The following is a 12,360-nucleotide window of genomic DNA, read 5'->3' as shown; positions in this document are numbered from 1 at the left end:
ATCTCTGGAGCTGTATAACTTTTATTTAGATACTATCAATGAAGGAGATTTAGCGAGAATGTTTAAGGAATTTCAAGAATTTATTTCCCGTGGTACTGTTGTTGACTTAGCTGTCGGTGTTATCGTTGGTGCTGCCTTTAATAGTTTAGTATCAGCGACTACTACTTACCTTTTGAATCCGCTAATCGGACTTTTTATTGGACAAATTGATCTATCAGATATGAAATTTCAAGTCTTAGGAGCCAACTTTTTAATTGGTGATTTCATTAACGCATTAATCAATTTCCTAATCATTATGTTTGTAGTCTTTATGATCGTTAAGATGATGAACAAAATGCGCCGTGACGGTTCACGTAGTAAGTTTGATCAAAATGGTGACGAAATACCTGACCCACAAACTGAATACTTACAACAAATCCGTGATTTATTAAGATATCAACAAAGAAATGACCATAACAATAGGTATTAGACTGCCGCCTCCGGTTGCGATTGAGTTATGCCTGCCATGGACCGGTGCGAGCCAAGGTCTCGCACCTCGATTCTGAGCTTTGCACAAAACGCAAATCTCAAAATACGTTAGTGTTGTAAGAACAGAAAACCACTGTTCTAACAACACTTTCATGGCTGGCAAACTCATCGCACCCTACGGCTAATGTATTAATATTATATTTTGGATTAATAAAAGCAAAAATATAAAATACCTATCAATTTAGCAAATAGTAAACAAAAAATTCTAAGTGAAGAATCCACTCCTCACTTAGAATTTTTTTATACTTAAGAATATTTTATATCTAACATATAAAATTAGTTTGCAAATTGCAATTAGTCGGAAGGGATGAGAATATTTACCAGCTGTGGTAGTGGTGTTAGAGCTTTAGCTCTTACTCCACCGGGAGAGTTTGGAGACTTACCGGTCTTTGGTAAGGCTTCAAACCGAGGTTCGAGACCGTACTTTGGCTCGGACCGGTCCGCATAGCAGGTAAATGTTCTCATCACTGGAGACGGGATATTTTATTTTAGCGGTGTAACAACTTTCAAATCGAGTGCTTGTAAGAATCCACTGTCGCCATCAACTACCATTGGAATTACGTTAACACTTGGTGCAGCGCTTGTAACATAGCTTTCATCCAAAGGCATCATGCCATCAATCTTGATATCCAAAGCTTTTGGCATTCCTTCGATGTGAATTTCATTATCAATTGCTGGTGTCTTAACGACATCATCACAAATCTTGTGGACATATATCAAACTTACTTTGGCCTCACCATTTACCATGCCGCTCATAGTAAATTTATGACCACATAGTGTGCCCTTCTTGACTGTTCCAAATGTTGGATGCAAATCTTCGGGAGCTGTGTACCACTCATGTTCAATCTTCATATCATCGAAATTAAATCCTAAACGCTCACCCATTTCGTAAACGCCTGAAACATAATACGATGCAATTCCCAATTTAAGTTTATCTTGTGGGAACTTATCTGGATCCATTCCATAACCGAAGACCTTAACCCAACTTGAATAATTGTGTTGATCATCTTCACCAGACTGAACTGTTATCTTATCGACACGACCCATTAATCCTGCCAAAACTGTTGGAATATATGATGCATAAGCTCCTGGCAACAAGCCTGTTGGCAAGTACGAAACGCCATTCTCTTTAGCGGTGTCATTAATCATCTTATAAAGATCAGGTGTCGTTGCTTGTGAATAATAGATTGGCAAAGTCGTAACAACATTCTTCTTGGCTTTCAAAACACGACAAACATCGACTGCACTAGGTGTAAAACCGCCTTTTTCATCACGAACCAAAGGTGTGTAATCTAAAACTACATCCGCATCAAATTTCAATGCCTCATCAATATCAGAAGTTACAGTAACGCCAGTTTTTGGAAAATCAAAAATCTCACCAGCATCCTTACCAATCTTCTTTGGATCGACATCCACTGCGGCAACTAATTGTAAAGATTCCTTTTCCTGAATCATTCTAATTGCGGCCCGGCCAACATTGCCGAGACCCCAAACAATTACTTTATACTGTTTCATCATATCACCCCAATTTGGTCTTGAATCGGCCTATCTATTGCTCATAATATCACGAAGTTGATAAGGATGAAATCGTTTGCAAAATAAAAAGAGTTAGTAATCAAATTGGCTTGATTATTAACTCTTTTTTGAACTTATATATATATTATATGCAGTTTTATTTTAGAACCCTTAAATATGCAGTGGCTCTAAAACGAGTTACTCAAGCCAATTTCTTCCGCTTTGCCTAACTTCACAAATCATCCGCAAAGTACGCGGATAATTCGTGAAGTCATGCAAATGCTCGGAAATTCCCGGGCTTGTTCCACTCTCTGTTTTATTTGCTCTTTCTTTCGAAACGTGTATTGAACAATGGACTAACTGGGTCATTGTCGTGGACACGTTTGATAGCTTCACCGATAAGTGGTCCAACTGAAACTTGAACCATCTTGTCGATAATTTTTTCTTTAGGAAGGTTGATTGAATCTGTAACAACTAAAGTCTTGATTGGTGATGCTTCAATTCTTTCGATAGCTGGGCCTGAAAGGATTGGGTGTGTACAACATGCGTAAACTTCAGTAGCACCGGCATCGATAAGTGCTTGTGATGCTAATGAAATTGTACCGGCTGTATCGATCATATCATCGATGATGATGGCACGTTTGCCTTTAACATTACCAATAATGTTCATAACTTCGGCAACATTGGCACGAGGTCTACGTTTATCAATAATAGCAATTGGTGTCTTCAAGAATTCAGCAAGTTTTCTGGCACGTGTAACACCACCATGATCAGGTGAAACAACAACTGCGCCTTCTTCAAGGTGGTTTGACAAGAAGTAATCAGCTAATAATGGAGCACCCATCAAGTGATCAACTGGAATATCAAAGAATCCTTGGATTTGTGCAGCATGGAGATCAAGTGCAAGAACACGGTCAACACCAGCGCGTTCTAACATATTAGCAACTAATTTAGCAGTAATAGGTTCACGTGAACGTGACTTACGGTCTTGTCTAGCATAACCATAATATGGAATCACAACGTTGATAACTGAAGCTGAAGCACGTCTCAAAGCATCAACCATGATCAAAAGTTCCATCAAGTTATCGTTAACTGGAGCTGAAGTTGATTGAATCAAGAATACTTCTGAACCACGAATACTTTCATCAATATTAATTTGGATTTCGCCATCACTGAAACGTGTAACTGATGACTTTCCTAGTGGTACGCCAACCTCTTTAGCAATTTTTTCAGCTAAAGGCTTGTTTGAATTCAATGCAAAAATCTTCATTGGTTGTTGTTCGTTATTTTGAAATGACATTTAATTATTCACCCTTATTTCCAATCTTCACTATTTGATAGTGGTAATCTATCCCAAAAATCTTCTTTATTTGTTTGTCTTTGACGCGCAATAGCCATTGCATGCTTAGGAATGTCGTTCGTAATTGTTGAACCGGCAGCGATAAATGAGTGGTCAGCCATTTCAACTGGAGCAATAATGTTTGAGTTACTACCGATAAATGAATGATCACCGATATTACTGTGCCACTTCTTAACACCATCGTAATTTACAAAGACAACTCCACAGCCAACATTGATGTCAGTTCCAAGTGTAGCATCACCAACATAAGTTAAGTGACCCACTTTAGTTCTATCACCAATTTTAGCATTTTTAATTTCACAGAAGTTACCAATGTGAACATCGCGACCAATTTCAGCATTAGGTCTGAGATGTGAATTAGGACCGATATTGCTACCCTTGTGCATGATAGCATTTTCAATCGTAGAACTAATTACTTCAACATTATCTTGAATCTCTGAATCAGAAATTCTTGAACCAGAACCGATAATACATTCTGAACCAATCTTAGTCTTACCAAAAATCTTAACGTTAGGTTCGATCACAGTATCATTGCCAATTTCAACATCTACATCAATGTAAGTATTGTCAGGGTCAACGATTGTAACACCATCACGCATATGTGCTTCGTTGATTCTTGTTTGCATAATTTTTTCAGCTTTAGACAAAGCAACACGGTCATTTACACCCATTGATTCACTGAGGTCAGCCATTTCATAAGCTGAGACTTTCTTACCTTGTTCCTTAAGCATTGAAATTACGTCTGGTAAATAATATTCGCCTTGAGCATTGTCATTCTTAACATCGTGCAAGTTCTTGAACAACAACTTATTATCAAAACAAATAACACCAGTATTTATTTCTTGAATTTCTTGTTCACTTCTTGAAGCATCTTTTTGTTCAACAATCTTTTCAACGTTGCCATTTCCATCACGGACAATACGACCGTAACCGAATGGATCATCAGCGTGGGCTGTCAAAATTGTGGCAGCAGCGCCTTCTTTTTCATGAAAATCAAACAATTTTTCAAAAGTAGCAGCAGTGAACAATGGTGTATCACCAGTAGCAACTAAAGTAATACCATCTTTGTCACCTAAATCTTTTTCGGTTTGCAAAACAGCATGACCTGTACCTAATTGCTCAGATTGCAAAGCATACTTTGTTCTGTCACCAAGTAATTCTTTAACCTTGTCAGCACCATTGCCAATAACTGTTTCAATCATGTCCGGTTGGACCTTTTCTACTTGAGTTAGGACGTGGTCGACCATAGCTTTACCTGCAACAGGATGTAAAACTTTGTATAATCTCGACTTCATTCTTGTGCCTTTTCCAGCAGCAAGAATTATTACATAACGATTCGACATCAGAAACTCCCTTCAGTCATTCAAATATCCTTATATATAATAGCATTATTATATATGACTGCTCAATCAAGAATTTATTCAAAATAACTGAAATCGGTATTAGCTAAATAATTTCCTGGTTCAACGTTCAAAATTTTATTGTGTGTATCGATTTTAGTTACCTTAAATATTGATGTGATTTCGGCATCACTAAATTGACTATGGATGTTAATGTTCTCCGCAAAGACTGTAGCACCAACGAAAATAGCATTAAATTCAGAAATCAAACTCTGCAATCCGTTGATAGTACCGCCACCTTTCATAAAGTCATCGACAACCAAGACACGTGATCCTTCATCAAGACTTCGTTTAGAAAGTTCCATTTTTTCAACTCGATCAGATGATCCTGAGGCATAGTTAACACTAATTGTTGAGCCCTCAGTAATCTTTGAATCACGACGAACAATCACAAATGGAATGTTCAAGAAATTAGCTACACTTTGGGCAATTGGTATACCCTTAGTAGCCACTGTCATAACGACATCAATTGAGCTTTGTGAATATTGCGTTGCAATCATACGTCCGACAGTTCTCAATAGTTCGGGATCAGCCAAAAGATCAGTCAAATACAAATAGCCACCAGGCAAAATTCGGTTAGGTTCAACCAAACGTTTCGAGGTGCTTTCAACAAATTCCGTAGCTTCTTTCTTGGAAATTCCAGGTGTAAAAATAACACCGCCCCCAGCGCCAGGCAATGTTTCCAGAACTCCGATGCCCCTAATCATAAAAGTTCTGCGTAAAATTCCTAAATCCTCAGATATCGATGACTTAGCTGATTCGAAACGATCAGCGAAAAATGCCAAAGAAATCAGTGTATGTGGTCGTTCCAGTAAATAGCGAGTCATATCAATTAAACGTTCGCTTCTTCGTGTTTTCATCTTTTTTTCTCCTAAAAGCATATCTTCCTACAAGATTATAAAGCAAAACAATGAACAATTCATGTTTTTTTCGAAGGAATGTTAAATATGCCGTCTCCAAAGCTGATAGTTGGTTTCTATGGTTGTCCGTCTGCAGGGCTGAGAACATTTACCTGCTATGCGGACCGGTCCGAGCCAAAGAACGGTCTCGAACCTCGGTTTGAAGCCTTACCAAAGACCGGTAAGTCTCCAAACACGCCCGGTGGTGTAATGGCTAAAGCCATAACGCCACACCCACAGCGGGTAAATATTCTCAGCCCTTCCGACTAATTAATTTTTTTAATTGAATACATTAATCCTTCAAAATTGATAAAATAAAATTTCGGCGAATTTTATAATCAAGTTAGCCACTTTCAATAAAAGCTCAAAATAAAAACACCAAGACGAAAAAATCAGGTATCATTGGAGTTCCTACACAAACAATGAAAGAGGTTTTTCGTCTTGATGCAAGAAAATGATACCATAATACGACCTAAGGGACACCATTTAACTGAAATTGAACGTGGTGAAATAGCTTCGCTTCACCTTTTGGGATTCTCAAATCGTAAGATTGCTCACGCCGTTGGCGTTTGCCCTCAAACTATTAATAATGAGATCCGCAGAGGGACCGTAAGACAGGTTAAAAAGGTTAATGGGAAACAATATTTCTCTAATGATTATTACCCTGATACCGCTCAATTACGTTATGACACGCTGCGTAAGCAGTGTCATCGACCTTCTAAGTTTAATCGAGTTAAACAATTCCTAAGCTACTTTGTAGAACAGTTCAAACAGGGGTGGTCTCCAGATATAATCGCAGGTAGATCACGTGTCGATGGGTTATTCTTTAAAGATGAAATGGTATCAACTACCACTCTTTATAAGTACATCGATGAACAACGTTTAGAGATACGTAATATAGACTTAACCGACAAAATGAATAGATCTACCAAGCTACACGTTTCGAAGAAACATAAGCGTCTATTGGGTAGAAGTATCGAGGAACGTCCTGAGAGCGTTGACTTGCGAGAAGATTTTGGTGACTTTGAAATTGATACTATCGTTGGTAAGAGAAATGGTCACGAGAGCGTAGTCTTAACACTTATTGAGCGTAAATCCAGATTCGAGATAATGCGACTTATTGACGGTAGAGATGCCGACTCTGTTGATTACGCTATGGAAGAGATCAAACATAATTACGGTCACATTATCAACTCGATAACCGCAGATAATGGTCCTGAATTTGCTAATCTCGATTCTGTTATGTCTGGAGTTTCAGATGTTTATTTTGCACATCCATATACTTCCTCAGAAAGAGGAACCAATGAAGCACATAATAGAATGATTCGTCGTGACTTGCCCAAAGGGCTGTCACTCGATTCTATTGCTCCAGATTTAGTATCCTCTATTGAATCAAAGCTCAATGATATGCCTAGAAAGTTGTTGAACTACAAAACTCCACGGGAACTATTCACTAGTTTCTGTGGAGTTTAGAAATGCACTTTTCTGGCACTGATATATTTCGTATTTATTTTTTGGACAAGTGGCTAACTTGTTCTTGTAATTTTCGAAAATAAAATTTCATCCTAAAAATTGAAATTACTACTTAAAATAAATAATTTCATCAAATAACGACACCAACGAATCTACCCTCAAACACTTGGCACAAAATTATTCATGAAGTTTCGCCAAAATAGTCCATTATTAAATAATTAAATATTATTAATACAAAAAATTGAATTTTTTTAAAACCCTAGCCTCCGGTTGCCAGAAATGTAGTACCGCTGTGAAAGTGGCGTTATGGCTTTAGCCATTACACCACGGACGTCTTTTGAGACGCGGTCTTCGGCTCAAAAGCGAGGCGCGAGACCTTGGCTCGCACCGGTCCCACAAGCGGGTATCTACATTTCTGGCAACCGGGGGCGGCATATTTCAACACAACAAAAAAAGGGCCTGAACAAAAATGTTCAAACCCATCTAATGAACGCTTATTATATTTATTCAGCTTCAGCTTCAACGTCTGAATCTGATTCTGAATCTGCTTCAGCAGGTTCATCGCTATCAAATTGAATATCGATAGATTTTGTTAATAAATCGGCATAGCTGTATGAAACTCTTTCAAATGAGTTTTCATTTTGATCTAAATCTACGACAAAAACTGAATGGAATGTTTCTGATAAAGTTCCGCGACGGCGGACAACCTTTTTACGACCTGCTTGTGCGACAATGGTCAAATTCTCACCTAAGTGTGAATCCAAACGACTCTTAATTGTCTTCAATGATGTTGGCATTATAATAATCACTCCTTAGGAGTGAAATTCTACCACGTATCACTGAAAATTTCAATAAAATAATATATTTGTAATCTATTTTTTGCTAAATTCGATGGCCATTTGCTTAAATTGTTCGATTGAAACCTGCTCACCACGGGCATTTTCCGCGATTCCACATTTTTCAAAAACTTTTTTAATTTTTTCACGATTTTCATCGGTACGGCCTAACCAATTTAGCATATTGTTCATCAAACTCTTACGTTTTTGCATAAAAGCTGAACGAACTAACTTGTTGAAGAATTCAGGATCTTCGATATCAATTTGTTCTTTAGGCAATCTGTCCAAAACAGCTACCGCTGAATCGACTTTTGGTCTAGGAATAAATGACTTACTACCGACGATACGATCAATTCTTGCATTCATCTGTGTTTGCACGGCGATTGATAGTGAACCGTACTCACGGTGCCCCGGATTGGCAGTGATTCGTTCGGCGACTTCCTTTTGCATCATCAAAACTAATGTTTGGAAAGGATAGTCGCTTTCAATCAAGTTCAACATGATTGGTGTGGTGATGTAGTAAGGCAAGTTGGCAACAACTTTGATAGTCTTACCTTCCAAATCGTTTTCCTTAACAAACTCGTCGAGGTCAACTTTCAAAATATCTTGGTTGATTACATCGATATTATCGTAATATTGCAATGTATCGGCCAAAACTGGTATCAACTTATCATCGATTTCAAAAGCATAGACGTGTTCAGAAACTTGAGCTAACTTTTCTGTCAAAGCTCCGATACCAGGTCCAATTTCGATGGCAATTTCATCGGACTTTAAACCACTGGCATCAACGATTGCGTCCAAAACTTTTTCATTGGTTAAGAAATTTTGTCCTAAACTCTTCTTGGCGCGTAATTTATATTTACGCAAAATGTCATTTGTGCGAATAGGATCAGCAATACTTAATCTATTTTGTGTCATGAGTACTTCCCTTATCAAAATTTTTAACCGCAGCTAGTAAATCGGCTGGAGCAACTTGGAACATATTTAATCGATTCAAAAATTGTTTAGCATTCGTATACCCGATTTTTAATTCGGATCCGACTGCTAATCGACGTTGATGAGAATCTGGTTCACCAATCAAACCTAAATTTACCATATCAGCGTGATTATATTCCGCAAATTTTTCATCGGTATGGGTATAAACAGCAGCCAAAGCGGCTTTAATATCAGCATCTTTAGCGTGTTCAATGCCCAAACTGCCGTCGCTGTGCTTAGGAACAGCCTTGTTACGAGGTAAAAAAGCTTGTTTAGCATCAGGAACAGCTTTTTGAATGATAGTCCGCAGACGATTGCCATTAAAATCGGGATCAGTAAAGATAATCACGCCCCGTTTTGCTTGAGCAATCTTGATTCGTTTAACCGTTTCTTCACTGAGAGCTGAGCCAGTTGTTTCCAACGTATCAACACCCTCGTCGCCAAAACAATCTTTCAAACGATTCGTATCAGACTTACCTTCAACTACAATAATTTCTTTTATTTTTTTCATAATTATAGATTATACACTTTGTGAGCATTGTTAAATGTATGTTCAGCAACTTCATTTGGTGTAATGCCTTTGTATTTGGCAATAGCATCAACAACGTAACGTGTGTACGCTGGTTGATTTGGACGACCACGATATGGTTCTGGTGTTAAATATGGTGCATCAGTTTCAACGAGCAAACGGTCCAATGGCGTATTCTTAGCTGATTCTTGAACCTCGGGAGCATTTTTGAAAGAAACCACTCCACTGTATGAAATCCATAAACCTAAATCCAAGAACTTATTGAGCCAATCGAGATTTCCATTGAAGCTGTGCATGATAATACCAGATTTTGACATATCATGATCTTTCAAAATTCGATACATATCATCAAAAGCATCTCGACAATGGATTGAAACGGGCATGTTGTATTGTTGTGCCACATCCAATTGTTGGATCAGAACCTTTTGTTGAATCTTAGGGTCTGGATCCTCTTCCCAATGATAATCGAGTCCAATTTCACCAATTCCAACTACTTCGGGCAACTTGATTTGATTAACCAATTGCTCTTCGTTATATTCCTTAGCAAACTCAGGATGCCAACCAATTACGGCATGTAAAGGTTGATAGTTTTGAGCTAAACGAATGGCTTCAATATTGAATTCTTCGTTCGAACCGATGATTGCCATTTCGACAACATTCAACTCTTTAGCATTATCAATGTATTGTTGAGTTTTCCCGGCAAAAGCCTCGTCATTTAAATGTGTATGTGTATCAAAAATTTTCATTAGCCTAAAATAGCTCCATTTTTGTGTGAATTGTCAACGATAGCTAGTTTAACTTCGTCACCCATTTCAGTTGAAAGCAACATTCCGTTACTCCATTCGCCAACCATCTTTCTTGGCTTCAAGTTAACAACTGCAAGAACTTTCTTACCAATAAGTTCTTTGTAATCTGGGTAGAACTTGTGCATTCCTGAAAGAATTTGACGATCAACGCCAGTTCCATCATCAAGTTTAAATTGTAATAGCTTGCTTGAGTTTTCAACTGGTTTAACATCCAAAATTTCAGTTACAACCATCTTAACTTTGGCAAAGTCATCGAATTCAATTTCTTTAGGGAACTCGTCATCGGCCTCTTTTTGAGCTTTAGCTTTGGCTTGTGCTGATTTACTCAACTTGCCGCTACCATTTTTAGCTTGTTCTTCAGCCATCTTATCCTTGATATACTTAACTTCTTCTTCAGTATCAAGACGTGGGAAGATTGGTTCTGGCTTAGCAGTAACAGTTTTACCAACCACTGTCTCACCAAAATCAAGTGACTTGTCTGTATCATAATCCAAGCCCAACTGAGCAAACATCTTAACTGGAGCTTGTGTCATAACTGGACTGATCAACAAAGCAATCAAACGTAATGATTCTGCCAAGTGACCAAGAACTGATTGTAATTCAGCTTTCTTACTATCGTCTTTAGCTAGAACCCATGGCTTTGTTTCGTCGATATACTTGTTAGCACGACTGATGAATGACCAAACACTAGCTAAAGCGTCTGGAAATTCAAACTTGTCCATGTGATTACGATAGTCAGTCAATGTGTCAACGTAAGCTTTTTCAAGGTCTTTATCCAAATCAGTTGCGGCTTTGACAGTGATAATCTTACCGTCATCATATTTGTTGATCATTGAAATCGTTCTGTTCAAAAGATTTCCCAAATCATTAGCTAAATCGTAGTTAATTTTATCAACATAATCTTCTGGAGTGAAGACACCATCACTACCAAATGGCATTGCGCGCATTAGATAGTAACGTAAGGAATCAAGGCCATAACGTGAAACTAGCATTTCTGGATAAACGACATTACCCTTAGACTTCGACATCTTACCGTCTTTCATCAATAACCAACCGTGACCAAAGACTTGCTTAGGCAAATCAATATCCAAAGCCATCAAAATAATTGGCCAATAGATTGTATGGAAACGTACGATTTCTTTACCAACAAATTGAACATTAGCAGGCCAATATCTGTTAAATAGTGACTCATCGTCGCTGCCATAACCAAGAGCAGTGATATAGTTCAACAAAGCGTCGACCCAAACATAAACAACGTGTTCAGGATTGCTTGGAATTTTAACACCCCAGTTGAAAGTTGTACGAGAAATTGCCAAGTCTTCAAGACCTGGTTTGATAAAGTTATTAATCATTTCATTCTTACGAATTTCTGGTTCGATGAAAGTTGGATTGTCTTCGTAATACTTCAAAAGACGATCAGCATACTTACTCATTTTAAAGAAGTAACAAGGTTCCTTAACAAGTTGAACTTCATGACCTGAAGGAGCTTTACCACCAGTAACATTACCGTCAGCATCATGATAAACTTCTGCCATTTGTGATTCAGTGAAATATTCCTCATCGTCAACTGAATACCAGCCAGCATATTCGCCTAAATAAATATCCCCTTGTTTAATTAGACGTTCGATAATCTTTTGGACAGCTTTAACGTGATATTCGTCAGTTGTACGGATAAATTTATCATTAGAAATATCCAATGACTTCCAAAGCTCTTTGATGCCTTTAGCCATCATGTCAACGTATTCCTTAGGTTGCATGTGCTTTTCTTCGGCTTTTTGTTCAATTTTGAGACCATGTTCGTCAGTTCCTGTTAAGAAGAAAACGTCGTAGCCTTCATTACGCTTGTAACGAGCCAATGTGTCCGCTGCAATCGTTGTATATGAGTTCCCAATTGTTAATTTTCCTGATGGATAATAAATGGGTGTTGTAATGTAAAAAGTCTTTTTCTCTTGAGTCAAAATATTAACCTCCACCGCTACTAAATTGATATTAAGTATAGCATTTTTTTATATTCGTTACTTTATGGTTGAAAATAAGAC

11 protein-coding genes are annotated in these 12,360 nt (G+C 37.9%); 2 read left to right on the top strand and 9 right to left on the bottom strand.

The features are described 5' to 3' along the window. Positions 1-58 precede the first annotated feature (58 nt). Entirely contained in the window at positions 59-469 is a 411-nt protein-coding gene (mscL, locus tag JP39_RS01635) for a large conductance mechanosensitive channel protein MscL (RefSeq protein ID WP_041501290.1), read from the top strand. Positions 470-1,011: 542 nt separating this feature from the next. On the opposite strand, the gene JP39_RS01630 is transcribed toward mscL, so the two are convergent. The 4 genes from JP39_RS01630 to purR all read right to left on the bottom strand — a co-directional run bounded on the left by JP39_RS01630 (position 1,012) and on the right by purR (position 5,663). Further along, on the bottom strand, positions 1,012-2,046 hold the full coding sequence (locus tag JP39_RS01630) for a hypothetical protein (RefSeq protein WP_082330618.1): 1,035 nt from the start codon (positions 2,044-2,046) through the stop codon (positions 1,012-1,014). Positions 2,047-2,359: 313 nt separating this feature from the next. Next, on the bottom strand, positions 2,360-3,343 hold the full coding sequence (locus tag JP39_RS01625; protein ID WP_041501288.1) for a ribose-phosphate diphosphokinase: 984 nt from the start codon (positions 3,341-3,343) through the stop codon (positions 2,360-2,362). 14 nt (positions 3,344-3,357) lie between these two features. Next, positions 3,358-4,746 (bottom strand): bifunctional UDP-N-acetylglucosamine diphosphorylase/glucosamine-1-phosphate N-acetyltransferase GlmU, encoded by a 1,389-nt coding sequence (gene glmU, locus JP39_RS01620; protein WP_041501287.1) that lies wholly within the window; start codon positions 4,744-4,746, stop codon positions 3,358-3,360. Positions 4,747-4,820: 74 nt separating this feature from the next. Next, entirely contained in the window at positions 4,821-5,663 is an 843-nt protein-coding gene (purR, locus tag JP39_RS01615) for a pur operon repressor (RefSeq protein ID WP_041501286.1), read from the bottom strand. 483 nt (positions 5,664-6,146) lie between these two features. Between purR and JP39_RS01605 the strand changes: the two genes are divergently transcribed. Beyond that, on the top strand, positions 6,147-7,175 hold the full coding sequence (locus JP39_RS01605) for an IS30 family transposase (RefSeq protein WP_041501690.1): 1,029 nt from the start codon (positions 6,147-6,149) through the stop codon (positions 7,173-7,175). A 503-nt stretch (positions 7,176-7,678) separates the two neighbouring features. Here JP39_RS01605 and JP39_RS01600 read toward each other — a convergent pair. The 5 genes from JP39_RS01600 to metG all read right to left on the bottom strand — a co-directional run bounded on the left by JP39_RS01600 (position 7,679) and on the right by metG (position 12,279). Beyond that, positions 7,679-7,972, bottom strand: coding sequence for a Veg family protein (locus tag JP39_RS01600; RefSeq protein WP_041499861.1), 294 nt, complete (start codon positions 7,970-7,972; stop codon positions 7,679-7,681). A gap of 75 nt (positions 7,973-8,047) precedes the next feature. Beyond that, on the bottom strand, positions 8,048-8,929 hold the full coding sequence (gene rsmA, locus JP39_RS01595; protein WP_041499859.1) for a 16S rRNA (adenine(1518)-N(6)/adenine(1519)-N(6))-dimethyltransferase RsmA: 882 nt from the start codon (positions 8,927-8,929) through the stop codon (positions 8,048-8,050). Then, positions 8,916-9,497 carry a ribonuclease M5 gene (gene rnmV / locus JP39_RS01590; RefSeq protein ID WP_041499858.1) on the bottom strand — a complete coding sequence of 194 codons (582 nt, stop codon included), beginning with the start codon at positions 9,495-9,497 and terminating at the stop codon, positions 8,916-8,918. The genes rsmA and rnmV overlap by 14 nt, the downstream gene beginning before the upstream one ends. Before the next feature lie 2 nt (positions 9,498-9,499). Continuing rightward, positions 9,500-10,261 (bottom strand): TatD family hydrolase, encoded by a 762-nt coding sequence (locus tag JP39_RS01585; protein ID WP_041499857.1) that lies wholly within the window; start codon positions 10,259-10,261, stop codon positions 9,500-9,502. Continuing rightward, positions 10,261-12,279: a methionine--tRNA ligase gene (gene metG / locus JP39_RS01580; RefSeq protein WP_041499856.1), complete on the bottom strand. Its 2,019-nt coding sequence runs from the start codon at positions 12,277-12,279 to the stop codon at positions 10,261-10,263. The genes JP39_RS01585 and metG overlap by 1 nt, the downstream gene beginning before the upstream one ends. Positions 12,280-12,360: the final 81 nt, after the last annotated feature.

The organism is Companilactobacillus heilongjiangensis (genome assembly GCF_000831645.3).
Taxonomy (GTDB): domain Bacteria; phylum Bacillota; class Bacilli; order Lactobacillales; family Lactobacillaceae; genus Companilactobacillus; species Companilactobacillus heilongjiangensis.
Note: the sequence above shows the minus strand (reverse complement) of the source record. Positions and strands in the feature narration are given on the sequence as shown.